Here is a 24,713-nt window from a genome sequence, read left to right as displayed (position 1 = left end):
CCGGCGCCGACCCAGCTCGCCGCGAGCGCCCGCGCGCAGGACAGCTCGCGCGGCCGCTCGTTGATCTCCTCGGCGATCCGCCGGCCCTCCAGGAACGCCTCCACCGCCCGGTCCCGCCGGCCCTGCCCTGCGTGGATCGCGCCCAGCGTGCGCAGCGCGCGGGCCAGCGCCGAACGCTCGGTCGTCCGGCGCAGCAACGCCACCGCGTCCTGCACCGCGACCGCCGCCCGGTCCAGTGAGCCGGTGAGCGCCAGGCTCCACCCGAGGCTCTGCAACGCCCGCGCGACCGTCCTCGGGTCACCGCCGCGCCGGGCGACGTCCAGCGCCTCGGTGTCGATCCGCACCGACTCCGCCGGCCGGCCGAGCCGGTTCAGCGCCGCCGACCGGGCGCGCAGCACGGACAGCGTGGCGAAGTCGTCGCCGGCGAACAGCGCGGCCGCCCGGTCGGCGAGCCGCAGCGCCTCGTCCGGCTCGCCGAGCCCGGTGAGGCAGTCGGCCAGGTTGGTGAGCACCCACGCGCCGGTGCGCCGGTCGTCCACGCGGGCCAGCCGGTCGACGCACCAGCGGTACTTGCCGACGGCTTCGGCGTACCGGCCGCGCACGTGCAGCAGCCGGGCCAGCACGGCCTCCGCGCGGGCCTCGACGGCGTCGTTGCCGCTGGCGCGGGCGGCACCGGTGAGCGCGTCGGCGCAGAAGCGCAGGTCGGCGTAGTAGCCGTGCAGCCACAGGTACGCGGCGAACCGGTCGAACATCCGCGCCGCGATGACGTACTGGCCGTCGCAGAACTCGTCGACCCGGCACAGCCGGCCGATCCCCGCGACCAGGGTCTGCCGCTCGGTGGCGAACCACGCCTCCGGGTCGGCGAGCACCCGGCGCAGCGTGTCCGCGGGCAGCGGCGGCGCCGGGAGGTCCTCGGCGGGGTCGGGCAGCGGCGACACCCGGGGCAGCCGCCGGACGAGCAGGTCGGTCAGTGCGAAGCCCGCGTAGATCAGCCGGGTGCCGGCGAGCTCGCGCTCCGGGAGGCCGGGGCGCTCCAGCGCGAGCTCGGTGGCGAACGCGCGGACGATGTCGTGCATGACGAACCGGGGCTCGCCGCACGCGTCGACGCCGGCCGGCTGGAGCAGGCTCGACTCGACGAGCTCCTCCACCGCGGCCTCGCCCTCCGGGCCGTCGAGGAGCACGGCGAGCGCCCACGCCGGGTGGTTGGCGACGTCGACCATGCCGATCAGCCGGAACAGGTAGCGGGCCGGCTCGGCCAGCGCCTCGTAGCTCAGCGCGAGGCCGGGGCGCACCTGCAGGTCGCTGACGGTGAGCTCGTCGAGCCGGCGCCGCTCGTCGGCCAGCCGGTCGGCGAGCTCGCCCAGGCGCAGCTGCGGGCGCAGCGACAGCCGGGTGGCCGCGATCCGCAGCGCGAGCGGCAGGTTGCCGCAGGCCGCGGCGATGCGTTCGGCGCCGGCCGGGTCCCCGCCGACCCGAGCGCCGGCGACGCGCTCCAGCAACTCGCCGGCCTCGGCGTCGGTGAACGGCGGGACGACCACGCGGTGCGCGCCGGCGAGCCCGGAGAGCCGGCGGCGGCTCGTGACGAGCACGGCGCTGGCCGTGGTGCCCGGGAGCAGCGGGCGGATCTGGGCGGGGTCGGCGGCGTCGTCGAGGACGAGCAGGACCTTCTTGTCCGCGAGCCTGCTGCGCAGGACCGCGGCCTTGGCGTGGAGGTCGTCGGGGATCGCGGGGCCGGTGACGCCGAGGGTCCGCAGCAGGTCGGCGAGCACCTCGCCGACCTCACGCGGGTCGGTGGCGCCGGCGAGGTGGGCGAACAGCTGGCCGTCGGGGAAGCCGGCGCGCACCCGGTGGGCCACCCGGACGGCGAGCATGCTCTTGCCGACACCGGGCTCGCCGCTGAGCACGACGAGTGGGGCGCGCCGGGTTGCCAGCACGTCGGTGAGCCCGTCGACGAGGTCGTGGCGGCCGGAGAAGTCGGCCAGCTCTGCGGGCAGCTGGCGGACGGGCCAGGTCGGCGCGGGACCGGCGCCGGGGTCGGGGTCAGGGTCGCCGCGCAGGATCGTGGCGTGCACGTCGCGCAGCTCCGGGCCGGGCTCGAGGCCGGTCTCCTCGATGAGCGTGGCGCGGGTGTCGCGGTAGGCGGCGAGCGCCTCGACCTGCCGGCCGGAGCGTTGCAGCGCGACCATCAGCTGCCCGACGAGCCGCTCGCGCAGCGGGTGCTGGGCGACCGCGGCCTGCAGCTCACCGACCAGCTCGGGGTGCCGGCCGGCGGCGAGCTCGGCGTCGACGCAGTCCTCGAAGACGGCGAACCGCTCGGCTTCCAGCCGCGCCACCTCGGCGTCGAGGACCGGCACGGTCAGGTCGGCGAGCGGTTGGTCACGCCACTGGGCGAGCGCCCGGCGCAGGTGGGCGACGGCCGCGGCCGGGTCCCGGGTGGCCCGCCCGGCGGCGGCCTCCCGCCGGAACACGAGGAGGTCGAGGTCGTCGTCGGCGACGCGCAGCCGGTAGCCGCGGCCGGTGTGGTCGATCGGGCCGAGCCGGTCACGCAGCCGGGAGACGTAGGTGTGCAGGTTGGAGGCGTAGGACTTGGGCGGGACGTCCGGCCAGAGCGCGTCGACGAGCCGGTCGGCGGGGACCTGCTCGTTGGCGTGGAAGAGCAACATCGCGAGCAGCGACCGCTGCCGGACCCCACGCAGCCGCACCCACCGGCCGTCAGGGCCGGTGATCAGCAGCGGCCCGAGCACCCCGTACTTGGCTGTCATCGCGCCGGGAATCGTAACGGCGCCGGCCGCCCGCGCGGGGGCGATTGAACGGCGCCGGCCTCTGACGCGGGAGCGAATGAGCGGCGCCGGGCGCGGGCGCGAACGTGTTGTCCACAGGCCCGCTCCGCGGACGGCCGAAACTGTCGCTGCCCGCCGGTAGGCTGGAAACCGGGGCCGGAGGCCAGCGCCTGGGGGCGCGGCTGTCCGTTCGCGGATTCTTCGGAGCGAGCGCGCACGGCTCGGTCACGTGGCGGCCCCGCGAGTCCCGGGGAACTCGCGGGGCCCGTGAGATCAGCCGCAGCGTTGCAGGATCAGCTCGCGCACGCGCTTCGCGTCCGCCTGGCCCTTCGTGGCCTTCATCACCGCGCCCACGATGGCGCCCGCGGCCTGGACCTTGCCGCCGCGGATCTTGTCGGCCACGTCCGGCTGGGCGGCCAGCGCGTCGTCGATCGCCGCGTACAGGGCCGTGTCGTCCGAGACCACGGCCAGGTCACGCTTGGCGACCACCTCGTCCGGCTCGCCCTCGCCGGCCAGCACGCCGTCGACGACCTCGCGGGCGAGCTTGTTGGTCAACGCCCCCTCGGACACCAGCGCCGCGACCCGGGCCACCTGCGCGGGCGTGATCGGCAGCCCGGCGAGGTCGACACCCCGCGAGTTGGCCTCCTGCGACAGGTAGTTGACCCACCACGCGCGCGCCTCGGCGGGCGAGGCCCCAGCGTCCACTGTGGACGCAACGAGGTCGGCGGCACCCGCGTTGACCAGGTCGCGCAGCTCCAGGTCGGACAGGTCCCACTCGGCCTGGATGCGCTTGCGACGCTCCGCCGGCAGCTCCGGCAGCGTGCCCCGCAGCTCCTCGACCCACTCCCGCGACGGCGCGATCGGCACCAGGTCGGGCTCCGGGAAGTACCGGTAGTCCTCCGAGGTCTCCTTGCGCCGGCCCGGCGACGTGGTACCGGTGGCCTCCTGGAAGTGCCTGGTCTCCTGCAGGATCTCGGCACCGCTGACCAGCACCGCGGCGTGCCGGGTCATCTCGTAGCGCACCGCCCGCTCGACGCTGCGCAGCGAGTTGACGTTCTTGGTCTCCGTGCGGGTGCCGAACTTGTCCGCGCCCTTGGGCATGAGCGACACGTTCGCGTCGCACCGCAGCGACCCCTGGTCCATCCGCACGTCGGACACGTCCAGCGCGCGCAGCAGGTCGCGCAGCGCGGTGACGTACGCGCGGGCGACCTCGGGCGCGCGGGCGCCGGTGCCGACGATCGGCTTGGTGACGATCTCGACCAGCGGCACGCCGGCCCGGTTGTAGTCGAGCAGCGAGTGGTCGGCGCCGTGGATTCGCCCGGTGGCGCCGCCGACGTGCAGCGACTTGCCGGTGTCCTCCTCCATGTGCGCGCGCTCGATCTCGACGGAGACCACCGTGCCGTCCTCGAGCGCGACGTCCAGCGTGCCGTTGACCGCGATCGGCTCGTCGTACTGCGAGGTCTGGAAGTTCTTCGGCATGTCCGGGTAGAAGTAGTTCTTCCGCGCGAACCGGCACCACGGCGCGATGTCGCAGCCAAGCGCCAGCCCGATCCGGATGGCCGACTCGACCGCGACCCGGTTGACCACCGGCAGCGAGCCGGGCAGGCCCAGGCACACGGGACAGACCTGCGTGTTGGGCTCCGCGCCGAACCCGGTGGGGCAGCCGCAGAACATCTTGGTGTGCGTGGACAGCTCGACGTGGACCTCGAGCCCGAGCACCGGGTCGAAGCGCTCGAGGACCTCGTCGTAGCCGAGGACGTCCGGAGTGGACGGTGACGTCGGGCGGGTCATCGGGCGACCTCCAGCTGCGGAACGCGGTTGATCAGCGGACCGCCCTGGGCGGCGTTGCGGGCGACCTCGAAGGCCGCGGCGACCTTGTACATGCGCTGGTCCTGCAGCGCGGGGGCCATGACCTGCAGGCCGACCGGCAGACCGTCCTCATCGGACAATCCGGCCGGGACGCTCAGGGCCGGGGTGCCGGCCAGGTTGGCGGGGATGGTGCACAGGTCCGCGCGGTACATGGCCACCGGGTCGTCGACGCGCTCGCCGATGCGGAACGCGGTGGTGGGCGTGGTGGGCGAGACGAGCACGTCGACGTCGGCGAACGCGGCCTCGAAGTCGCGGGTGATGAGCGTGCGGACCTTCTGCGCCTGGCCGTAGTAGGCGTCGTAGTAGCCCGACGACAGCGCGTAGGTGCCGACCATGATGCGCCGCTTGACCTCCGCGCCGAAGCCGGCCTCCCGGGTGAGCGCCATGACCTCCTCGGCGCTGCGGGTGCCGTCGTCGCCGACCCGCAGGCCGTAGCGCATCGCGTCGAACCGGGCGAGGTTCGAGGACGCCTCGCTGGGTGCGATCAGGTAGTACGCGGGCAGCGCGTAGTCGAAGTGCGGGCAGGACACCTCGACGATCTCGGCACCCAGCTGGCGCAGCGTGTCGACGGCGAGCCCGAACGCCGCGGTGACGCCGGCCTGGTACCACTCGCCGGCGAACTCGCGGACCACGCCGATCCGCACGCCGCGCAGGTCGCCGGCGGCACCCTCGCGGGCGGCGGCGACCACCGGCGGCACGGGCGCGTCGATGGAGGTGGAGTCGAGCTTGTCGTACCCGGCGATGACCTCGTGCAGCAGCGCCGCGTCGAGCACGGTGCGCGCGCACGGGCCGCCCTGGTCGAGCGAGGACGAGAACGCCACGAGCCCGTACCGCGACACGCCGCCGTAGGTGGGCTTGACGCCGACCGTGCCGGTGACCGACGCGGGCTGGCGGATGGAGCCGCCGGTGTCGGTGCCGATGGCGAGCGGCGCCTCGAACGCGGCGAGCGAGGCCGACGAGCCGCCGCCGGAGCCGCCGGGGATCCGCTCGAGGTCCCACGGGTTGCGGGTGACCCCGTAGGCCGAGTTCTCGGTGGACGAGCCCATCGCGAACTCGTCCATGTTGGTCTTGCCGAGGATGACGATGCCGGCCTCGTGGAGCTTGCGGGTGACCGTGGCGTCGTACGGCGGGACCCAGCCCTCGAGGATCTTGGAGCCGCAGGTGGTGGGGACGCCCTCGGTGGTGAAGACGTCCTTGAGCGCCAGCGGCACCCCCGCGAGCGGCGAGACCGGCGGCCGGCCGGCGGCGATCTCCTCGTCGACCACCCGAGCCGCGGACAGCGCGCGCTCGGTGTTGACGTGCAGGAACGCGTGCACGGTGTCGTCGATGGCGGCGATCCGGTCGAGGTGGACCTGGGTGACCTCGACCGAGGACACCTCGCCGGCGTGGATCTTGGCGGCCAGCTCGGCCGCGCTCAGGTGGGTGAGCTCGGTGGTCATGCTTCCTCCTCCAGGATCCGGGGCACGCGGAACCGGCCCTGCTCGACGGCCGGCGCGCCGGCCAGGGCCTGCTGCTGGGTGAGACCCGGGCTGGGGAGGTCGTCGCGGAAGACGTTCTGGAGCGGCACGGCGTGTGACGTTGGCGGGATGTCCTCGGCCGCGACCTCGCCGACCCGGGCCACCGACTGGAGGATGACGTCCAGCTGACCGGCGAACTTGTCGAGCTCGGCCTCGGTGACGGCTAGCCTGGCCAGGCGGGCGAGGTGGGCCACCTCGTCGCGCGAGATGTTGGGCACTGGACGAACTCCCTGCGTATGTGCTGAGTTGGTGCAGCTGAGTCTATTTCGAGTGCCCATCGCGACCCGAACGGGTTATCGGGGTGGCAGGCTGGTCCGGTCGCCGGCCGATCCCGGCACGTGGACGGCGGGCGCACGATGATCTCGCCGTCTGCGACAATCGTCGGCCGGCACCAGCCGTGGTCAATACCAACCGCAGGAGGCGTTCGCTTTGTCCTTCCTGATCCGGGTGCAGCTGCCGGACCGCCCGGGAGCGCTCGGAGCGGTGGCCACCGCTCTCGGTGGCATCGGGGCCGACATCCTCAGCGTGGACGTCGTGGAGCGGACCTCCGGCGTGGCGATCGACGATCTCGTCGTGGAGCTGCCGAAGGGCCGGCTGCCGGACGTGCTGATCACCGCCGCCGAGTCGGTGGAGGACGTCGAGGTCGACGCGGTGCGGCCGTACGCCGGGGTGCTCGACACGCACCGCGAGCTCGAGCTCGTCGAGCAGGTGGCCGAGCAGCCGGACGACGGGCTCGCCATCTTCACCGAGGGCGTGCCGCGGATCATCCGGGCTGGGTGGGCGCTGGTCGTCGGCCCGGCCGAGGAGGGCGCGCAGACGCTGACCGCGAGCACGGCGGCGCCCCAGCTGCGCACCCTGGACCTGCCGTGGCTGCCGCTGGCCCGGGCGACCGTGCTGGACGGCGAGGAGAGCTGGGTGCCGGAGACGTGGCAGGAACTGGGGACCGAGCTCGCCGCGACGCCGCTGGGGAAGCCGGACCGGGTGTTGCTGGTGGGGCGGCCTGGTGGGCCGATGTTCCGGGCGGCGGAGGTGGCCCGGCTGGCGCACTTGGCGGGGATCATCGCGGTGGTGCTCGCCGGCTGATCCCGGTGCGGGTCAGGGGTTTGTCGCTACTGCCTTGGTGAAGGTGTAGTGGAAGGTGCCGTCCTCCTCCGCGGTGCGGTGTAGGTCCTCGATTCCTCTGGTCCACTCCGCGGGGGTCGTCAGGCCCGCGGCCAGTGCGGCGGCGCCGACGCCGGCGACCATTGAGGTGAAGGTGTTGCGGGTGAAGCCTTCCACGAGGGTCGGGCGGGTTCGGTCGGCGTACACGTGGCACGGGTGGGCCCGCACGTTCGCGTAGCCCGCGGCCGTCACGAGCGGGGCCAGCTGGCGACCTATCAGGGCGTTGCCGCCGGCCGCGGACTGGAGCGCCACCTGGCAGTCGATCGCCGCCTGGGCGGCGGGGCTGTTCGGGTGGAAGAACGCCGAGCCGTGGTCGCCCTCGATCACCGTGAGGGTGCCGCCCGGTCGCAGCACCCGGCGCAGCGCCACCAGCGCACCCCGCGGGTCGCGGAGGTGCTCCAGGACGAAGCACACGAAAAGATGATCGAAGTAGGCGTCCGGGAACGGCAGGGCGTACAGGTCGGCCTGGTGCCACTCCACCGGCGCCGTGACCCGCGCTCGCGCCTGGGCGAGCGACGCCGCCGACACGTCGACCGCGACGAGGTGCGCGTCCGGGCTCGACGCGACCAGATGCGCGGTCTGCGCGCCGACCCCGCAGCCGACCTCGAGGACCCGGCTGCCCGGCGGGTACGCGGTGCCGGCGTGCAGCAGCCCGGCGAGGGTGTCGGCCTGGTCGCCCAGCCGGCGCGCCTCAGGAGCGGAGTAGCCGTGGACGTAGTCGGTCGTGCTCATGGGGATGACTGTGCCCAGGACGGCGTGCCGGTGAACAGGTCCACCCCGCACGTCGCTGACTGGTCCAACCAGCGCTACGGAAGGTCCAGCCGGTAGGTGATCAGGTGGACGTCCTCGGCCGGTTGCCAGTCGGCGCCGGGCGTCCGGTAGAAGCCCAGGCGCTCGTACAGCCGGTGGGCGCTGGTCATCTGCCCGGAGCTGCTCAGCGTGACGCCGCGTAAGCCAAGCTCGGCCGCGCGGTCGACGACCGCCCTGGTCAACGCCTCGCCTATGCCGCGCCCGCGGGCCTCCGCGCTGACCGCCAGCATGCGGAACTCCAGCTCGTCCGGCGCCGCCACCTGGGCCCACGGCGAGCCCGGCGGCGCGACGGTGACCGTGCCCAGCAGCGAGCCGTCGGCGTCGACGGCGACGAGCAGCTCCGCCTCCCGGGAACGCGGTGCCGCGTCGGCCAGCGTCACGGCATACGGGCCGTCGGCCTCCGCGTAGCCGCTCGCCCGGTAGGCGTCGACGGTGAGGCGGCCCACCGCCGCCAGCTCGGCCGGCCGGGCCGGGCGGATCTCGAACTCACCCATCGGTGCCCTCCGAATCGGTGCCCTCCGAATCGGCTGCCTCCGGCTCGGTGCCCTCCGGCTCGGCTGCCTCCGGCTCGGCGCCGATCGTGGCCACCTCCGTGGCCGCCTCCGGGCCCTCGCTGAGCAACACGCGGAAGCCGTCCTCGTCCAGGACGGGGACCTTCAGCTGGATCGCCTTGTCGTGCTTGGACCCCGGCGCGTCGCCGACCACCACGAACGCCGTCTTCTTCGACACCGAGCCGACCGCCTTGCCGCCGCGCGCCAGGACGGCCTCCTTGGCCTCGTCGCGGGAGAACGTCTGGAGGCTGCCGGTGACCACGATGGACAGCCCGTCGAGGTTGCGCGGGATGGACGCGTCGCGCTCCTCCTCCATGCGGACCCCGGCCCGCCGCCACTTCTCGACGATCTCGCGCCGCCAGTCCGTGGCGAACCACTCCTGGATGGCCGTGACGATGGTGGGCCCGACCCCCTCGGCCGCGGCCAGCTCCTCCTCCGACGCCTCCATGATCCGCGGCAGCGAGCCGAACTCCTGCGCCAGCGCCCGCGCCGCCGTGGGGCCGACGTGCCGGATGGACAACGCCACCAGGACCTTCCACAGTGGACGCTGCTTGACGACCTCGAGGTTGGCGAGCAGCTTCTGCCCGTTGGCCGACAGGGTGCCCGCCTTGGTGCGGAACAGCTCCACCGACGTGAGCTTGTCCTCGTCGAGGTCGAACAGGTCGCCCTCGTCGCCGAGCACGCCCGAGTCGATGAGCGCGGCCGCGGCCTCGTAGCCCAGCACCTCGATATCCAGCGCGGACCGGCCGGCGATGTAGGACAGCCGCTCCTTGCGCTGCCCGGGGCAGTACCGCGCGTTGGGGCAGCGGATGTCGGCGTCGCCCTCCTTCTCGTACGCCAGCGTGGTGCCGCAGGACGGGCACACGGCGGGCATCTCGAACTCGCGCTCGTCGCCCGTGCGCACGTCGGCCACGGGGCCGAGCACCTCCGGGATGACGTCGCCGGCCTTGCGGATGACCACCCGGTCGCCGATGAGCACGCCCTTGCGCTTGACCTCGCTGGCGTTGTGCAGCGTGGCCATCGCCACCGTGGAGCCCGCGACCTTGACCGGCTCCATCACCGCGAACGGCGTGACCCGCCCGGTGCGCCCGACGTTGACCTGGATGTCGAGCAGCGTGGTGGTGGCCTCCTCCGGCGCGTACTTGTAGGCGATGGCCCAGCGCGGCGCGCGCGACGTGGTGCCCAGCCGGCGCTGCGCGGCCACGTCGTCGACCTTGACGACGATGCCGTCGATCTCGTGCTCGACGTCGTGGCGGTGCGCGCCCCAGTAGTCGATGTGCGCGAACAGCTCGTCGCGGTTGTCGATGACCTTGGTGTGCGGGGAGACCGGCAGCCCCCACGTCGAGAGCGCCTCGTACGCCTGGGACTGGCGCGCCGGCTCGAAGCCCTCGCGCTTGCCGAGGCCGTGGCAGATCATCCGCAGCTTCCGGCTGGCGGTGACCTTGGGATCCTTCTGCCGCAACGATCCCGCGGCGGTGTTGCGCGGGTTGGCGAACGCCGGCTTGCCCGCCTCGACCAGCTTGGCGTTGAGCTCGGCGAAGTCCTCGACCCGGAAGTACACCTCGCCGCGCACCTCGACCAGCGCGGGGACCGGGAACTCGGCGGTGCCGGTGAGCTGCTCCGGCACGCCCTCCAGGGTGCGGACGTTCAGGGTGACGTCCTCGCCGGTGCGCCCGTCGCCGCGGGTGAGCGCGCGGGTGAGCCGGCCGTTCTCGTACAGCAGGTTGATGGCGAGGCCGTCGACCTTGAGCTCGCACAGGTACGACGTGGGGCCGAGCTCCTTCTCCACCCGGTCCACCCACGCGCCGAGCTCGTCGGTGTCGAACGTGTTGTCCAGGCTGAGCATCCGCTCGAGATGGTCGACGGCGGTGAACTCGGTGGAGAAGGTGCCGCCGACCTGCTGGCTGGGTGAGTCCGGCGTGACCAGCCCGGGATGGGCCTCCTCGATGGCGAGCAGCTCGTGCCACAGCGCGTCGAACTCGCCGTCGGAGATGGTGGGCGAGTCGAGCACGTAGTAGCGGAAGCGGTGGCCGTTGATCTCCTCGGCCAGCGCGCCGTGCCGCTCGCGGACATCGGACGGCACGTCCTCCACACCTTCGGCCGGCCGGTCAGCGGTGTCGCCGGAACTGTCATCAACACTGGTCACGGCCGCAAGACTAGTCGCCGGGTCCGACAATTCCGGGCTGCCGGGGCGGCGGTTCCAGACCGGCCAGCTCGTGCACCAGCTCGCGCAGCTCCAGCAACCCGATCGTGTCCGCCGGCGCGGCGTCCGCGGTCTCCACCCTGCGCAGCCGCTCGGCCGCGAGCCGCTCGCCGAGCGCGGCGTCCAGTGGCAGGTAGGTCATCGCCGAGCGGGCCGCGGGCTCCAGCTCGGCCATCGTCGGGTGGTGCACGGCGACGTCCACCACGCCCTCCGCCGCGTCGACCTGCGCGACCACCCGGACGTCGGCGAGCCGGATCCGGTGCGCGCCGAGGTTCACGGTCACCAGCGTCGGGTCGGGCACCGGCGGGACCGCGTCGTGGTACTCCCAGATCGCGTCCTCCGGCGGCGCGGCGGCCTTCCACGCGTCGGTGAACGGGCGCAGCCGCGGGTCCTCCTGGCCGGAGACGACGAGCGCGTAGATCGCCCGCTGGCCGCGCTCGAGCGCGAAGTGCAGGTCCGGGTGCAGGTCGGCGACGAGCTGGCAGAGCTGGTTCTCGACCCGGCCGGGCTCGCGGTCGCCGAGCGCGGCGGCGACCTCGGGCAGCATCTCCTGCCAGTCGCACCAGAACCGCTCGGCGAGGGTGCGCGGGTCGGGCCGCGCCGCCGGGGGCGAGGGCTCGCGGCGGCGGTGGAACCACCTCACGCGCGGATCCCGTCGAGCACCACCGAGAGCAGCCGCTCGGCGCCCTCCGCGTCGGCGTAGGTGGCCGCCGCGCCGACGCCGTGGCTGAGGCGCAGCACGTCGCTCGGCTCGAGGTCGGCGCGGACGACGCCCGCGGCCTGCGCCGGGGCGAGGAGCGAGCTGACCGCCGCGCGCAGCTCCTCCTTGCAGTAGGAGAACGTCCTCGAGCTGTCCTCGATCGCGGCCTTCAGGGTGGAGGCGAGCCCGCTGCTCTCGGTCACCCAGCGCACCTCCTCGCGGATCCAGACGAACAGCGCCTCCTCGGGCGCCAGCTCGTCGCGCAGGGCGTAGGCGCGGTCGGCCAGCTGGGTGACCTCGTTGCGGTAGACGGCCTCGACCAGGGCCTCGCGACTGGGAAAGTGCCGGTAGAGGGTGCCGGCGCCGACGTGGGCGCGCTTGGCGATGTCGTCGAGCGGGATGTCGATGCCGTGCTCGGCGAACGCGTCCCTGGCGGTGACCACGATGCGGTCGTAGTTGCGCCGCGCGTCTGCCCGCATGGGTCGCTCCGGCCACTGCGGCCTGGCTGACTTCGGCGTCGCCACGCGTCCACCTCTTCCAAACGGAGAGATTCTCCGGATAGTCTTGCGCATCCGGAGATGCTCTCCATATGCTAACGCAGTCAAACTGGAGAGTCTCTCCGCTTAGGAGCACTTCTTGTCTCAGCAGACCTTGCCCGCGCCTGCCGCCGCGCCGCCGGCCGTGCGGCCCGGGCCAGCCCTCGCGATCATCGTCACCTGCCAGCTCATGCTCATGCTCGACGCCACCGTGATGAACGTGGCGCTCCCCCGCATCCGCGCCGACCTGGGGTTCACGCCGGCCGGGCTGTCGTGGGTGATCAACGCCTACACGCTGGTGTTCGGCGGCCTGCTGCTGCTCGGCGGCCGGGCCGGCGACCTGTTCGGCCGCCGCCGGCTCTTCCTCGGCGGCGTCGCCCTGTTCACCGCCGCGTCGCTGCTCGGCGGGCTCGCCGACTCGGCCACCCTGCTGCTGGTGGCCCGGATCCTGCAGGGCCTCGGCGCCGCGGCCGCGGGGCCGAGCACGATCGCGCTGATCACGAGCACGTTCACCGAGCCACGCGAGCGGGTGCGCGCGCTGGCGGTCTTCTCCGGGGTGGCCAGCGCGGGGTTCGCCATCGGGCTGATCGTCGGCGGGCTGCTCACCGAGTGGTTCACGTGGCGGGCCGTGCTGTTCATCAACATCCCGTTCGGCCTGGCGATCCTGGCGCTGGCGCCCCGGTTCATCCGCGAGCCTGCCCGGCACCCGGCCCGGCTGGACCTGCCGGGCGCGCTGACCGCGACGGCCGGCATCGCGGCGCTGGTGTACGGGTTCATCCGGGCGGCGGAGGCCGGCTGGGCGGACCGGGTGGCGCTGGTCGCGCTCGTGGCCGGGGCGGTGCTGGTGGCCGGGTTCGTCGTGATCGAGGTGCGGACCCGCCAGCCGCTGATGCCGCTGCACCTGTTCGCCGACCGCAACCGGGTCGCGGGCTATCTCAACTTCTTCTTCGGCCCGATGGCGATGATGTCCGCGTTCTTCTTCCTCACCCAGTTCCTGCAGGAGGTGTCGGGGTACAGCTCGCTGCGCACGGGGTTCGCGTTCCTGCCGATGGCGGTCGTGCTGTTCACCGCGTCCCGGCTGATGCCGCGCTGGCTGCCGGCGTACGGCCCCAAGCCGTTCGCGATCGCGGGCACGGTGCTGATGGTGGCCGGGCTGGCGTGGCTGACCCAGCTGTCGCCGTCGAGCGGCTACCTGACCGGGCTCCTCGGGCCGATGGTCGTGCTCGGCGTCGGCGGCGGGCTCGCGTTCGCGCCGCTGAACGTGGTGATCATGTCGACGGTCCGGCCGGCGGACGCGGGTGCCGCGGGCGGCGTGCTGCAGACGATGCAGCAGGTGGGCGCCACGGTCGGGCTCGCGGTCCTGGTGACCGTGGCCGGGTCCGCCTCGCGCGCGACGGCCGCCGCGGGGGGCGGGGCCGAGGCCGTGCTGGTGGACGGGATGACCGCCGCGTTCACGATGTCGGCGGTGTTCGCGGTGCTCACCGTGGTGGTGGCGCTGACCTTCCGGCGCCGCTGAGCCTGTCGCCGGGGACCTTCCGCCGGCCGACGAGGGGTCGGCCGGCGGCGGGTCACCAGGACTCGGGTGGCTCGACGAAGGCCTTGCCGAGGTCGCGGGCGAGGGCCAGGGCGCGGCGGGCCCACGCGGTGGTCGCGCCGGCGAGGCCGCAGGTGGGGGTCGGGACGGCCCGCTCGGCGAGGGTCTCGCGGGGGAAGCCGAGCCGGTCGACCAGGTTCAGCGCCGGGCGGGCGGCCCGCTCGAGGGTGAGCGGGGTCGCCGGCTCGGTGCTGGGGACGAGGCCGAGGAACAGGACGCAGCCGTCGTCGAAGGCCTCGCCCAGCTGGTCGGTGAAGACGGCCGGGGTGCCCTCCAGCAGGGTGGCGTCGAGGCCGATCGCGTCGGCGCCGGCCGCGCGGATCAGCTTCACCGGCGGGCGGGACGCGCAGCAGTGCACGACGACCGGCTGGCCGGTGATCCGGCCGGCGGCGGAGATCAGCTCGGCGAGCACGTCGCGCGCCTCCGGCTCGGCCACCGCGGGCACCATGCTCAGCCCCGACGGCGACCGGAGCGCGCCCGCGAGCACCGCGGGCAGCGACGGCTCGTCGAACTGCACGACCACGTCGGCACCGGTCCGCTTGCGCACCTCGGCGATGTGCCCGGCGAGACCCTCGGCGAGCGACTCGCAGAACTCCCGCAGCGCGCCGGGGTCGGTGAGCACCCGGTGGCCGCGCGGCAGCTCGACCTCCGAGGTGAGCGTCCACGGGCCGGCCACCTGCACCTTCACCAGCGGCGGGTGGGCGCCGGCCTGCTCGAGGGCCTGCTCGAACGCGTCGAGGTCGCGGCGCAGCTGGTCGACGGCCCGGCGGTGGTCGGCGCCGGGCCGGGCGGTGACCCGGTAGGCCGACGGCACGACCTCGACGGCGATGTCGACGAGGAGCGCCGCGGTCCGGCCGACGAGGTCGGTGCCGAGCCCGCGGTTGGGCAGCTCGGGCAGGGGCGGAAGATCGGGGAGCTCGCCCACGACGATGGCCGCCGCCTCGAGCGGATCGGTCCCGGGCATCGAGCCGGTGGCGGTCGCCGTACCCGGCGGCCAAGGTGGGGTGGACGCGGCGTTGGACACGGGGACAGTGTGCCCGGCCCGGGCTTGACGCGTAGCTCAGGATGGCACGCATGACGATGTCCACCATCCTGCCGACGCCCACCGACGTCGGCCGGGCCGCCGAGCGCATCGCGGGCTACAGCCGGCGGACCCCGGTACTGCGCGCGCACGTCGACGGTCTGCCTGTCGTGCTCAAGCTGGAGAACCTCCAGCTGACCGGGGCGTTCAAGCTGCGCGGCGCCCTCAACGCGCTCAACGCCGGCGAGCGGACCGACCACGTGGTCACCGCGTCCGGCGGCAACCACGGCCTGGCGGTCGCGACAGCGGGCGCGCTGCTGCGGCTGCCCGCGACCGTGTACGTCCCGGAGTCGGTGCCGCCGGCCAAGGCCCGCCGCATCGAGGCGACGGGCGCCACGCTGATCCGGCACGGCGCGACCTACGCCGAGGCCGCGGCCGAGGCGATGGCGGCGGCCTCGGCGGCGGGCGCCCGCTACGTGCCGGCCTACGACGACCCGCTGGTGATCGCCGGGCAGGGCACGTGCGGGGCGGAGGCGGTCGCGGACGCACCCGACGTGGACACCCTCGTGGTGGCGGTGGGCGGCGGCGGGCTGGCCGCCGGGACCGTGCTGGGCGCCGGCGAGCGGGACGTGGTCGCGGTGGAGCCGGAGAACTGCCGTGCCCTGCACGACGCGCTCGCGGCGGGCCGGCCGGTGGACTCGGTGGTGGACTCGGTGGCGTCCTCCGCGCTGGGCGCGACCCGGATCGGCGCGATGCCGTTCGAGATCCTGCGGTCCTCGGGCGTGCGGTCGGTGCTGGTGACCGACGCGGAGATTCTCGCCGCCCGGGACCGGTTGTGGGAGGAGTTCCGGCTCGCCGTCGAGCCCGCGGGCGCGGTGCCGTTCGCGGCGTGGCTGGCCGGCCGGGTGCCGGGCGACCTGCCCTGCCTGGTGATCTGCGGCGCCAACGCGGACTGGGTTCCCGCCTGACCGCCGGTGCGGGGTGGCAGGCTGCGGGCATGACGGATCCTGAGCCGCTGCACCGGCTGGCCGCGCACCTCGGCGAGCACCGGGTGACGACCAGCACGTTGTTCGGCAAGCCCGCGCTCAAGGACGAGGCGGGCAAGACGTTCGCCTGCCTGCTGGACGGCGAGGTGGCGTTCCGGCTGGGCCGCGACAGCGAGGCGCACGCCGAGGCGCTCGGGCTGGCCGGCGCGCACCTGTTCGACCCGGCCGGCAAGGACAGGCCCATGAAGGACTGGGTGAGCGTGCCGCCCGCGCACGCCGCCCGCTGGCCCCAGCTCGCCGAGCTGGCACTGGCCGCTCCGCGCTGAGCCGGTCGGGTCCGCGGCGCGGCTGGGCCGCGCCGCGGACCGTGACGTGGCGTCAGAGGCCGAAGGCCAGCAGCACGTGGCCGCCGGCCGACGGGTACTCCGGTGCGTATCCCGACTGGACGTACACCATCCCGTGGGAGATCACCGCTCCCCCACCCGTCCCCGAGATCGCGCTCCCCCGCCCGGTCAGGCCGTTCACGCCGGTGACGTCGCGGATCGTGTCGTAGGTCCACAGCACCCGCCCGGTGTCGGCCGCGTACGCCCGCAGCTTGCCGTCGTTGCTGCCCTCCCACACCAGGCCCGGGCTGCTGGTCGCGGCCGGCGCATGGGCGAGCGAGCAGACGTCCGGGTACCGCGCCGCGCCGCCGGTGGTGCAGCCGTCGGCCGGGTTGGGCGTCTGCCACAGCACCTTGCCGGTGGCCGGCTCGACCGCGAACAGCGTGCCGGGATCGGCGTAGTAGGTGGAGATGTAGAGCCGCTTCCCGTCGTAGCTCGAGCCCCACTGGATGCCGGAGATGCCGCCACTGGGCAGCGGCACGCCGAGCTGGCGGCGCCACACGACCTCGCCGGTGCGCGCGTCGAACACGTGGTACACGCCCAGCTTCTGACCGACACCGACGAGGGTGCGGTCGCCGACGCGGAAGATGTTGGGCGTGGCACCGATGTCGTAGTCGAGCGCGGAGCCGTCCGCGAGACCCGGGCAGTAGCCCGCCGGCTCGGGGTCGTTGCACAGCGAGCGCCACGTGTCGGCGGCGGTCACCTGGTTCTTCCAGCGCACCGCGCCGGTGCGGGCGTCGAGGGCGAGCATCGTGTCGAAGTCGCCCGCGCTGCCGGTGTAGTTCTGCCCCGTGCCGACGAACACCGTGCCGGTGCCGGGATCGACCACCGGCGAGCTCCACACGCCGACGCCGCTGGGCTCGAGCTTGTCCGCGCCGCTGGGGTACGTGCCGACCTTCTTGGGCTCGGGCACCGTGTAGTGACGCCAGTCGAGCTCGCCGGTGTCCGCGTCGAGCGCGTCGAGGTGGCCACGGAAGCTGCAGCACGGGTAGTCGCGGCCGGCGGTGTTCTCGGCGCTGGACACGCCGACGTAGACCCTGCCGCGGTACACGATGGGCGAGCTGGTGAGCATGGCGTACGGATGGCTGTCGATCCGCTCGGCCCACTTCAGCGTGCCGGTGCGGGCGCTGAGCGCGTACAGGTAGCCGCGCGTGTCGCCGAAGTACACCGTGCCGTGGGCGACCGCCGGGCCGTCCCAGGCGACCACGAACCGCGCGTTGCCCGGGTCGACGGAGTGCAGGTCGAACGTCCACCGCTGCGCGCCGGTCCGTGCGTCCCGGGCATAGAACCTGCCCTCCGGGCCGCCGAAGTAGATCGTGTCGCCGACCACGGCCGGCTCACTGCGCGTGGCCTTGCTGGGGGACGGCGGGTAGGCGAACGCCCACTTCAGCTTGAGCTTGCCGACCGTCCGCTGGTTGATCCGGTACTCGGCCGCGTTGTGCCGCGACCCCTGGAGGTCGTGGGTCCAGGTGGCCCAGTCCCCGCCCGGGCCTCTGCTGTCTACTGTGGACTCGTCGGTCGCCGACGCCGCGCTGACCACGCTCGCGGACAGCACGACGGCCAGACCCGCGGCGAGCAGTTTCGCACGCAACGCAAGACACCCCCCGATATGTTGTTGTGGAACCCCTTGTCCGTCACAACCTGCCAGGGCGTGACCCGCGCGTCGATCGGGCGGTGGGCTGATTTCCCGGTCATCCGATCGGTTGATGCTCGGCTACGGCTCCACCAGGCCGGCGCGGACCGCGTGCAGCGCGGCCTGGGTCCGGTCCTGCACGCCGAGCTTGCCGAGGATGGCGCTGACGTGGGTCTTCACGGTCTTCTCCGACACGGACAGCGCACGCGCGATCTCGCGGTTGGACCGGCCGCGGGCCACCTCGGTGAGCACGTCGTGCTCGCGCGGGGTGAGGGCGGTGGCGCCCGGACGGGTGTCGCCGGCGGCCAGCAGGCGGGCCACGTCGGGGTGCAGGAGCACGTGGCCGGCGTGCACGGACCGGATGGCGGCCGCGAGCGCGGGCGGGTCGATGTCCTTGTACACGTAGCCGCTGGCGCCGGCGCGGACGGCCGGCAGCACGGCGCTGGGCTCGGTGAAGCTGGTGATCACGAGGACCCTGGCCGGGTTGCCCGCCGCTCGCAGGCCGTGCAGCGCGGCCACCCCGTCGGCGCCGGGCATGCGCAGGTCGAGCAGGATCACGTCCGGGGTGAGTCGTTCCGCGTCCTCCACACAGGACTCGCCGTCGGCCGACTCGCCGACCACCTCGAGGTCGTCCTGCAGGTCGAGGAACGTGCGGAGGCCCTGGCGCACCACGGGATGGTCGTCGACGACGAGCACGCGGATCCGGTCAGCCACCGGTCGGCACCGCCAGCCGCACGGTCGTGCCCCGGCCCGGCTCGGAGGTGACGTCCAGCCTGCCGCCGGCGGTGCGGGCGCGCTCCCGCATCGACGCGAGGCCCAGCCTGTGGCCGGCCGCGTCGGCGGTGGCCGGATCGAAGCCGGCGCCGTCGTCGCGGACCTCGAGCACGACGGTTCCCTTCCGCGCCACCAGGCTCATGTCGATCCGGGTGGCGCCCGCGTGCCGCAGCGCGTTGTGCATGGCCTCCTGCGCGATCCGGTACACCGCCTGCTGGCGGGCCTCGGTGAGCGGCGGCACGCACTGGCAGCTGACGTACCGGATCGTGGGCGCGTGCACCCGGTCGAGTAGCTCGGCCTGCTTGCGGAGCGCGATGTCGAGGCCGTCGCCCCGCAGGTCGGCCGGACGCTGGTCGACGACGATGGCGCGGAGCTCGTCGGTGGCCTCGGCCGCGAGCTTGCGCACCGTGGCGAGCTCGGCGGCGGCGCGGGCCGGGTCGCGGTCGAGCAGCGCGGAGGCGGCGTCGGCGGTGAGGCGGAGGCTGAACAGCTTCTGGCTGACCGCGTCGTGCAGCTCGCGGGCGATCCGGGCGCGTTCCTCCACAATGGACAGCTCGCGGCCGCGCTCGTAGAGCCGGGCGTTGACGATGGCGATGGCGGCGTGCGCGGCGAGGAGGCGCACCAGCTCCTCGTCGTCGGCGGTGAACCCGCCGGGGTGGCAGCTGTTGGCGAGGAACAGCTCGCCGAGGATCTCGTCGCAGTCGACGATCGGCACGCCCAGGAAGTCGGTGAGCTCCGGGTGCGCCGCCGGCCACCAGCCGAACCGCGGGTGTTCGCGGATGTTGGCCAGGCGCACCGGGTTGGGGTCGCTCAGCATGAGGCCGAGGATGCCGTGCTGGCGCGGGATCGGGCCGATGGCCGCCCACTGCTCGTCGCTGATGCCGTCGGCGAGGAACTCGGCGAAGCTCCCGTTCTGGTCGGGGATGCCGAGCGCGGCGTAGCGGGCGCCGACGAGCTTGCGGGCCGAGGTGAGGATGGTGCGCAGGACGTCGCGGACGGACAGGTGTGTGGTGACGGCGAGCACCGCGGCGCTCACCTCACGCAACTCGTCCCTGTCGATCCCGGCCACGCCCGTCACGGTACCCACGCGCGGCGCTTTCCGGACCCGGCATCGGACCTAGGTCCATCGACCGAGGACCCACCGGTCTCGGGCCCGATGGCACGGCCCGCTCGCGCTCGTAGCGTCGGTGCCGTCGAAAGGAGTCGGACATGCCTGTCGCGATCATCACCGGAGCGTCCCGCGGTCTGGGTCTGGCACTGGCCACCGGTCTCGCCGAGGCGGGTTGGCGGCTGGTGGTCGACGCCCGCGACGCCGAGGCCCTCGCCACGGCGGCGACGTGGATCGGCCCGGCCGCCGTCGCCGTGCCGGGGGACGTCACCGACCCGGCGCACCGGGCGGCGCTGGTGGCCGCCGCGGCCGAGCTCGGCGGGGTCGACCTGCTGGTGAACAACGCGGGGACCCTGGGGCCGAGCCCGCAGCCGTCGGTGGCCGCCTACCCGCTGGACGCGCTGCGGTCGGTGTACGAGGTGAACGTCGTGGCGCCGCTGGGGTTGGTCCAGCTGGCGCTGCCCGGCCTGCGCGCGCGGGGCGGCGCGGTCGTGACCGTCACGTCGGACGCGGCGGTCGAGCCGTACGAGGGCTGGGGCGGCTACGGCTCGGCGAAGGCGGCCGTCGAGCAGGTGAGCCACGTGCTGGCCGCCGAGGAGCCGGCCGTGCGGGTGTGGCGGGTGGACCCGGGTGACCTGCGGACGCGGATGCACCAGGAGGCGTTCCCGGACGAGGACATCAGCGACCGGCCGCTGCCGGAGACCGTGGTGCCGGCGTTCCTGCACCTGGTGACCACGCGACCGCCGTCGGGGCGGGTGCGGCTGGTGGACGTGACGGTGCCGGCATGAGCCCGGTGGCGTTGTGGCTGCCGTTCGAGGTGGCCGACCTCGACCGGGCGGCCGGCTTCTACACCGACCGGGTGGGACTGTCGGTGGTGGACGGTTGGGACCGGGCCGGGGAGCGCGGGGTGGTACTGGCCGCCGGTTCCGCGTTCGTGGAGCTGGTGTCGCCGGGCCGGTCCGGTCCGGCGCCGCTGGCCTTCCAGCTCGCCGACGCCGCGTCGGTGGACGCGGCACACGGCCGGCTCGGCTCTGCCGCGCCACGGCGGCACCCGCGCGGGCACTACGGGTTCGAGACCGACGGCCCGGCGGGTGCGCGGGTGATGATCTGGAGTGAACGGGAATGACCGTCGCCATGGACTTCGTACTTCCTGCCGAGCTGGAGGCGCACGAGCCGCCGGAGGCCCGGGGGCTGCCCCGGGACGGGGTGCGGCTGCTCGTGAGCGAGGGGTCCGGCGGGCGGGTGAGCCACCACGGGTTCACCGACCTGCCGGTGCTGCTGCGGGCCGGGGACCTGCTGGTGGTGAACACGTCGGCCACGATGCCGGCGGCCGTGTCGGTGGTCGGCGCGGGGCTGACGGTGCACCTCTCGACCGAGCAGCCGGACGGGTCGTGGCTGGTGGAGCTGCGGCGGGTGGCGGGCAAGGCGAGCGAGCCGTACCCGGTGGGTGAGCCGGGCCAGCGGTTCGACCTGCTGGGCGGCGGGTCGGTGACGCTGCGCCGGCCGTTCTCGGCGAAGCGGCTCTGGGAGTCCGATGTGGACACGCTGGGTCGAGGGGTCCCGGCGTACCTCGCGGCGTTCGGCGCGCCGATCCGGTACTCCTACGTCGCCGCGCGGTGGCCGCTGTCGTACTACCAGACGGTGTTCGGCACGACGCCTGGCAGCGCGGAGATGCCGAGCGCGTCGCGGCCGTTCACCGACCGGCTCGTCACCCGCCTGGTGTCGGGCGGCGTGCAGTTCGCGCCGGTGCTGCTGCACACCGGCGTGGCGTCCCCCGAGGCCCACGAGCGGCCCTATCCGGAGCGGTTCGCGGTGCCGGCCACGAGCGCCCGGCTGGTGAACGCGGCCCGCGCGGACGGCCGCCGCGTGATCGCGATCGGCACGACGGCGGTGCGCGCCCTCGAGTCGGCGGCCGACCCACGCGGCCGGGTGTCCGCCGCGTCGGGGTGGACGGACCTGATCGTGACGCCGGACCGCGGCGTGCGCGCGGTGGACGGCCTGCTGACCGGCTTCCACGAGCCGCGAGCGTCCCACTTGGACATGCTGGCCGCGATCGCCGGCCCGGACCTGCTGGACCGCACCTACGCCGAAGCCGTAAACGCCGACTACCTATGGCACGAGTTCGGCGACGTGAACCTGCTGCTCCCCTAAGCCATTGACCTTCCCGCCCTCAACGCCCAGCCCGCTGCGCCGCGCCCTCCACCCACGTCGCCATGTTGTGGTAGCCATCGTCCCCTCCTGGTAAGGACTCCTCGATCCCGTACCTGACCCACCGTCGGCCGTAGGTTTCGAGGCCGGCCAACAGGACCGTGACACTGGCACCGCGCAGGCCGCCGTCGATCAACCGCCTGCGCGCCGGATCGCCCCTACCCGTTTCGTTGTCTCCCCAGAGACCGTGACCGAAGATCCCCTTGCGCTCGAGCGCCATGTTCGGCACCTTTCGTCGACCAGCTGACCCCGCCCACCCGTTCGGACCGAGGTTTCGCACATACATTCGACTCTACCGGCGTGCGCGACGGACTTCCGCGACCAAGGACATGTTCACTCGATCGAGTTCGCGGCTAATACTGCTGCCATTCCTCGGTGGTCAGGCGCAGTACCCGGGGGTCGTCCAGGGTGGAGGGGCGCTCGGTGCCTGTCGGGTGGCGGTCGGTGGGGAAGATGGCGGCCGCGGTCAGGTTCGGCTGGTCCAGGAAGCGCAACGGCTCCGGTGGGGTCAGGCGCAGCGCCGGGGGCGGCCCCTGCTGCGCGAGCACGAAACCCCAGTCGCCGAAGGTGGGGACGTTCACGTGGTAGGGGGTGGCGCCCAGACCGGCCGCGCGGATCGTGTTGATGACGCAGTCGTAGGTCCGCGGCGCGAAGTACGGCGAACCCGCCTGCACGACCAGCCGGCCGCCCGGCGCCAGCGCGTGCCGGGCCAGCAGGTAGAACTCCTCCGAGTACAGCTTCGCGGTGGCCGTCGCGTCCGGGTCGGGCATGTCGATGATCACCGCGTCGAAGCGCTCGGCCGTGTCGCGCAGCCAGGCGAACGCGTCGGCGGTGACCACGCGGACCCGAGGGTCGGTGAGCGAGCCGCCGTTGAGGTCGGTCAGCCGTGAGTCGTGCTCGGCCAGCCGCAGCACCGCCGGGTCCAGCTCGACCTCGACGGCCTCGCGCACGTCCGGGTACCGCAGCACCTCACGCATCGCCAGCCCGTCGCCGCCGCCGAGCACGAGGACGCGGTCGTGCTTTCCGGCGAGCACCGGGTGCACCAGCGACTCGTGGTAGCGGTACTCGTCGATCGAGGAGAACTGCAGGTCCCCGTTGAGGAACAGCCGCGTGTCGGTCGGCCCCTGGGTGAGCGGCGCGGACTGGGTGAGCACGATCTCCTGGTAGCCCGACGTCTCCGCGTACACCACCGGGTCCTCGTACAGCACGCTGCGCGAGTAGCGGAGGAACGCGTCGCTGCTCGCGAACGCCACCCCGAGCACGGCCAGCACCGCGAGCGTGCCGGCGGCCACCGCGACGCGGCGCCGGCGCGACACCGTGCGCGCGAACAGGAACAGCACCACGCACGCGCCGGCCACCGCGTTGACCATGCCGACCAGCAGCGCGCCCCTGGTCTGGCCGAGCAGCGGCAGCAGCAGGAACGGGAACGCGAGCCCGCCGACGAGCGCGCCGACGTAGTCCGCGGCGAACAGGTCCGCGGTGGCCGAGCCCGCCTCCTGGCGGCGGATCCGTTGCAGCAGCGTCATCAGCAGCGGGATCTCCGCGCCGATGAGCGCGCCGACCAGGAGCGCGATCACGATCAGCGCCGGCCAGTACAGGTCGAGCCAGGTGAACGCGGCGTGCAGGCCGAGCACGGACAGGCCGCCGACAAGGGCGAGCAACGCCTCGATCACGGCGAAGCCGAGCAGTGCCCGGCGCTGCAACGGTTTCGCGGCCAGCGACCCGATGCCCATCGCGAACACCATCGTGGCCAGGACCACCGACGCCTGGGTGATCGAGTCGCCGAGCAGGTACGAGCCCTGCGCCACCAGCGCGAGCTCGTAGACCAGCCCGCACGCGGCACAGGCGAACGTGGCGAACAGCAACCCGGCGCGCATCGCGCGGGTCCGCTTGTCCGGCTTCGTCCCGGCCGGCGACTCGACCGTGGTCATGACCTCGCTCAGATGATCGCCACGGCCACGATCGCGGCGACGGCCAGGTGCGCCGCGCCGCTGACGTACACCGCGGGGTGCTGGCTCTCCTCCATCAGCAGGGCGCCGAGCTTGCCCGGCGTGACCGCGTCGATGACCACAAAGGACAGTCCCATGAGGACCAGCCCGAGCAGCCCGTAGGCCAGCGTGGACACGATGCCCACGCCCCAGTCGTTCTCACTGGCGGCGATGGCGGTGGCGACGATGATGCCGACGCCGATCAGGTTGCTGGACAGCAGGACGGCCGCGTTGCGGTTGCGCTGCGTCCAGACCTGCTCGCGCAGGTTGCCCGGGGTGAGCACGTCGACCAGCGCGAAGCCGACCGCCATGAGCACCAGGCCGACCAGCCCGTAGGTGGCGGCGATGCCGACTTCGGAGAAGACATCGGAGAGCATGGGGTGGTGGCTCCTATCCTTCGGGCCGGGTCTCGGGGTCTGGCTTGTCGGCCGGCTTCGGGGAGTGGCCGGGCTTGGCGGAGGACTCGGTGGAGTCGGCAGGCTTCTCGGCCGGTTCGGCCGGGTCGGCAGTTTCCGCGGGCTCGACGGGCTCGACGGGCTCGACGGGCTCGACGGGCTCGGCCGGCTCGGCGGGCTCGGCCGGCTCGGCGGGCTCGACGGGCTCGGCCGGCTCGGCGGGCTCCGCAGGTTCGGCGGACTCCGCAGGTTCGGCAGACTCCGCGGACTCCGCGGACTCCGCGGGCTCGGCCGGGTCGGCGGGCTCGATGGGTTCCGTGATGTCGGCAGGTGACGGCGGCTCGGCGGAGTCGGCGGAGTCGGTGGGCTTCACCGGCTTCGGTGAGTCGTCGGGGGCCGGGACGGGGGTCGTGGGGGTGTCCTGCCACTCCGCGGGGACGTACTCCGGGATCTGCTCCTCCGCCGGCCCGACCGTCGTCAAGGTGCGGCGCCGGCC

Annotated in this window: 23 protein-coding genes and 1 pseudogene; 7 read left to right on the top strand and 17 right to left on the bottom strand. The window is 73.8% G+C overall.

Going from position 1 to position 24,713, the window contains the following annotated elements:
* From VGD70_RS24690 to gatC, 4 genes are all read right to left on the bottom strand, one after another.
* On the bottom strand, positions 1-2,762 hold a 2,762-nt coding region (locus tag VGD70_RS24690; RefSeq protein ID WP_331085281.1), incomplete at its 3' end, for a transcriptional regulator.
* A gap of 291 nt (positions 2,763-3,053) precedes the next feature.
* Positions 3,054-4,571, bottom strand: coding sequence for an Asp-tRNA(Asn)/Glu-tRNA(Gln) amidotransferase subunit GatB (gatB, locus tag VGD70_RS24685; RefSeq protein WP_331085279.1), 1,518 nt, complete (start codon positions 4,569-4,571; stop codon positions 3,054-3,056).
* Entirely contained in the window at positions 4,568-6,088 is a 1,521-nt protein-coding gene (gene gatA, locus VGD70_RS24680) for an Asp-tRNA(Asn)/Glu-tRNA(Gln) amidotransferase subunit GatA (protein ID WP_331085277.1), read from the bottom strand. The genes gatB and gatA overlap by 4 nt, the downstream gene beginning before the upstream one ends.
* Positions 6,085-6,384 carry an Asp-tRNA(Asn)/Glu-tRNA(Gln) amidotransferase subunit GatC gene (gatC, locus tag VGD70_RS24675; RefSeq protein ID WP_331085275.1) on the bottom strand — a complete coding sequence of 100 codons (300 nt, stop codon included), beginning with the start codon at positions 6,382-6,384 and terminating at the stop codon, positions 6,085-6,087. Before gatC ends, gatA begins: the two co-directional genes overlap by 4 nt.
* Before the next feature lie 211 nt (positions 6,385-6,595).
* On the opposite strand from gatC, the gene VGD70_RS24670 reads away from it, so the two are divergent.
* Positions 6,596-7,249, top strand: a complete 654-nt coding sequence (locus VGD70_RS24670) for an amino acid-binding protein (protein WP_331085273.1) — start codon at positions 6,596-6,598, stop codon at positions 7,247-7,249.
* Positions 7,250-7,261: 12 nt separating this feature from the next.
* Here VGD70_RS24670 and VGD70_RS24665 read toward each other — a convergent pair whose 3' ends face one another.
* The 5 genes from VGD70_RS24665 to VGD70_RS24645 all read right to left on the bottom strand — a co-directional run bounded on the left by VGD70_RS24665 (position 7,262) and on the right by VGD70_RS24645 (position 12,070).
* Positions 7,262-8,059 (bottom strand): methyltransferase domain-containing protein, encoded by a 798-nt coding sequence (locus VGD70_RS24665; protein ID WP_331085271.1) that lies wholly within the window; start codon positions 8,057-8,059, stop codon positions 7,262-7,264.
* A 74-nt stretch (positions 8,060-8,133) separates the two neighbouring features.
* A complete protein-coding gene (locus tag VGD70_RS24660; protein ID WP_331085269.1) occupies positions 8,134-8,631 on the bottom strand; it encodes a GNAT family N-acetyltransferase in 498 nt (165 codons plus the stop codon).
* Positions 8,624-10,834 carry an NAD-dependent DNA ligase LigA gene (gene ligA / locus VGD70_RS24655; RefSeq protein ID WP_331085267.1) on the bottom strand — a complete coding sequence of 737 codons (2,211 nt, stop codon included), beginning with the start codon at positions 10,832-10,834 and terminating at the stop codon, positions 8,624-8,626. Before ligA ends, VGD70_RS24660 begins: the two co-directional genes overlap by 8 nt.
* Before the next feature lie 10 nt (positions 10,835-10,844).
* Positions 10,845-11,534: a hypothetical protein gene (locus tag VGD70_RS24650; RefSeq protein WP_414638047.1), complete on the bottom strand. Its 690-nt coding sequence runs from the start codon at positions 11,532-11,534 to the stop codon at positions 10,845-10,847.
* Positions 11,531-12,070 (bottom strand): helix-turn-helix domain-containing protein, encoded by a 540-nt coding sequence (locus tag VGD70_RS24645; protein WP_331085266.1) that lies wholly within the window; start codon positions 12,068-12,070, stop codon positions 11,531-11,533. Before VGD70_RS24645 ends, VGD70_RS24650 begins: the two co-directional genes overlap by 4 nt.
* A gap of 157 nt (positions 12,071-12,227) precedes the next feature.
* Between VGD70_RS24645 and VGD70_RS24640 the strand changes: the two genes are divergently transcribed.
* On the top strand, positions 12,228-13,643 hold the full coding sequence (locus VGD70_RS24640) for an MFS transporter (RefSeq protein WP_331085264.1): 1,416 nt from the start codon (positions 12,228-12,230) through the stop codon (positions 13,641-13,643).
* Positions 13,644-13,695: 52 nt separating this feature from the next.
* Here the strand turns inward: VGD70_RS24640 and VGD70_RS24635 are convergent, their stop codons facing one another.
* Positions 13,696-14,745 (bottom strand): methionine synthase, encoded by a 1,050-nt coding sequence (locus VGD70_RS24635; RefSeq protein ID WP_331085262.1) that lies wholly within the window; start codon positions 14,743-14,745, stop codon positions 13,696-13,698.
* Between the two features lie 56 nt (positions 14,746-14,801).
* On the opposite strand from VGD70_RS24635, the gene VGD70_RS24630 reads away from it, so the two are divergent.
* Positions 14,802-15,710, top strand: coding sequence for a serine/threonine dehydratase (locus tag VGD70_RS24630; RefSeq protein ID WP_331085283.1), 909 nt, complete (start codon positions 14,802-14,804; stop codon positions 15,708-15,710).
* A gap of 29 nt (positions 15,711-15,739) precedes the next feature.
* Complete coding sequence (locus VGD70_RS24625; RefSeq protein ID WP_331085260.1) at positions 15,740-16,054, top strand: hypothetical protein; 315 nt, start codon at positions 15,740-15,742, stop codon at positions 16,052-16,054.
* Between the two features lie 52 nt (positions 16,055-16,106).
* Here the strand turns inward: VGD70_RS24625 and VGD70_RS24620 are convergent, their stop codons facing one another.
* The 3 genes from VGD70_RS24620 to VGD70_RS24610 form a co-directional block, all read right to left on the bottom strand.
* Positions 16,107-17,702 carry a PQQ-binding-like beta-propeller repeat protein gene (locus VGD70_RS24620; RefSeq protein ID WP_331085258.1) on the bottom strand — a complete coding sequence of 532 codons (1,596 nt, stop codon included), beginning with the start codon at positions 17,700-17,702 and terminating at the stop codon, positions 16,107-16,109.
* Between the two features lie 123 nt (positions 17,703-17,825).
* Positions 17,826-18,458, bottom strand: coding sequence for a response regulator transcription factor (locus tag VGD70_RS24615; protein WP_331085256.1), 633 nt, complete (start codon positions 18,456-18,458; stop codon positions 17,826-17,828).
* The gene (locus VGD70_RS24610; protein WP_331085254.1) at positions 18,451-19,587 is read right to left on the bottom strand and encodes a GAF domain-containing sensor histidine kinase; all 1,137 of its coding nucleotides are present in this window, start codon (positions 19,585-19,587) and stop codon (positions 18,451-18,453) included. The genes VGD70_RS24615 and VGD70_RS24610 overlap by 8 nt, the downstream gene beginning before the upstream one ends.
* Positions 19,588-19,727: 140 nt before the next feature.
* Here VGD70_RS24610 and VGD70_RS24605 point away from each other — a divergent pair, with 140 nt between their 5' ends.
* The 3 genes from VGD70_RS24605 to VGD70_RS24595 are packed head-to-tail and all read left to right on the top strand — an operon-like array spanning position 19,728 to position 21,777.
* Positions 19,728-20,414 (top strand): SDR family oxidoreductase, encoded by a 687-nt coding sequence (locus VGD70_RS24605; protein ID WP_331085252.1) that lies wholly within the window; start codon positions 19,728-19,730, stop codon positions 20,412-20,414.
* Entirely contained in the window at positions 20,411-20,752 is a 342-nt protein-coding gene (locus VGD70_RS24600; RefSeq protein WP_331085250.1) for a VOC family protein, read from the top strand. The genes VGD70_RS24605 and VGD70_RS24600 overlap by 4 nt, the downstream gene beginning before the upstream one ends.
* The gene (locus VGD70_RS24595; protein WP_331085248.1) at positions 20,749-21,777 is read left to right on the top strand and encodes an S-adenosylmethionine:tRNA ribosyltransferase-isomerase; all 1,029 of its coding nucleotides are present in this window, start codon (positions 20,749-20,751) and stop codon (positions 21,775-21,777) included. The genes VGD70_RS24600 and VGD70_RS24595 overlap by 4 nt, the downstream gene beginning before the upstream one ends.
* A gap of 19 nt (positions 21,778-21,796) precedes the next feature.
* Here VGD70_RS24595 and VGD70_RS24590 read toward each other — a convergent pair whose 3' ends face one another.
* From VGD70_RS24590 to VGD70_RS24575, 4 genes and pseudogenes are all read right to left on the bottom strand, one after another.
* Positions 21,797-22,054: a TIR domain-containing protein gene (locus VGD70_RS24590; protein ID WP_331085246.1), complete on the bottom strand. Its 258-nt coding sequence runs from the start codon at positions 22,052-22,054 to the stop codon at positions 21,797-21,799.
* Positions 22,055-22,187: 133 nt separating this feature from the next.
* Positions 22,188-23,765, bottom strand: a complete 1,578-nt coding sequence (locus VGD70_RS24585) for a polyamine aminopropyltransferase (protein WP_331085244.1) — start codon at positions 23,763-23,765, stop codon at positions 22,188-22,190.
* Between the two features lie 8 nt (positions 23,766-23,773).
* On the bottom strand, positions 23,774-24,199 hold the full coding sequence (locus tag VGD70_RS24580; protein ID WP_331085242.1) for a DUF350 domain-containing protein: 426 nt from the start codon (positions 24,197-24,199) through the stop codon (positions 23,774-23,776).
* A 13-nt stretch (positions 24,200-24,212) separates the two neighbouring features.
* A pseudogene (locus VGD70_RS24575) lies at positions 24,213-24,713 on the bottom strand (hypothetical protein); the annotation flags it as partial.

The sequence above is a fragment of the Actinophytocola sp. genome, assembly GCF_036402745.1.
Classification (GTDB): domain Bacteria; phylum Actinomycetota; class Actinomycetes; order Mycobacteriales; family Pseudonocardiaceae; genus Actinophytocola.
The sequence above is the reverse complement of the archived record's forward strand: the minus strand, read 5'-3'. Positions and strand labels throughout refer to the sequence as shown.

Excerpts from the sequence above, each read along its gene's own strand:
- gatB (WP_331085279.1), bottom strand. The coding sequence starts at position 4,571 with ATGACCCGCCCGACGTCACCGTCCACTCCGGACGTCCTCGGCTACGAC.
- gatA (WP_331085277.1), bottom strand. The coding sequence starts at position 6,088 with ATGACCACCGAGCTCACCCACCTGAGCGCGGCCGAGCTGGCCGCCAAG.
- VGD70_RS24665 (WP_331085271.1), bottom strand. The coding sequence starts at position 8,059 with ATGAGCACGACCGACTACGTCCACGGCTACTCCGCTCCTGAGGCGCGC.
- VGD70_RS24660 (WP_331085269.1), bottom strand. The coding sequence starts at position 8,631 with ATGGGTGAGTTCGAGATCCGCCCGGCCCGGCCGGCCGAGCTGGCGGCG.
- VGD70_RS24645 (WP_331085266.1), bottom strand. The coding sequence starts at position 12,070 with ATGCGGGCAGACGCGCGGCGCAACTACGACCGCATCGTGGTCACCGCC.
- VGD70_RS24630 (WP_331085283.1), top strand. The coding sequence starts at position 14,802 with ATGTCCACCATCCTGCCGACGCCCACCGACGTCGGCCGGGCCGCCGAG.
- VGD70_RS24625 (WP_331085260.1), top strand. The coding sequence starts at position 15,740 with ATGACGGATCCTGAGCCGCTGCACCGGCTGGCCGCGCACCTCGGCGAG.
- VGD70_RS24605 (WP_331085252.1), top strand. The coding sequence starts at position 19,728 with ATGCCTGTCGCGATCATCACCGGAGCGTCCCGCGGTCTGGGTCTGGCA.
- VGD70_RS24600 (WP_331085250.1), top strand. The coding sequence starts at position 20,411 with ATGAGCCCGGTGGCGTTGTGGCTGCCGTTCGAGGTGGCCGACCTCGAC.
- VGD70_RS24595 (WP_331085248.1), top strand. The coding sequence starts at position 20,749 with ATGACCGTCGCCATGGACTTCGTACTTCCTGCCGAGCTGGAGGCGCAC.
- VGD70_RS24590 (WP_331085246.1), bottom strand. The coding sequence starts at position 22,054 with ATGGCGCTCGAGCGCAAGGGGATCTTCGGTCACGGTCTCTGGGGAGAC.
- VGD70_RS24585 (WP_331085244.1), bottom strand. The coding sequence starts at position 23,765 with ATGACCACGGTCGAGTCGCCGGCCGGGACGAAGCCGGACAAGCGGACC.
- VGD70_RS24580 (WP_331085242.1), bottom strand. The coding sequence starts at position 24,199 with ATGCTCTCCGATGTCTTCTCCGAAGTCGGCATCGCCGCCACCTACGGG.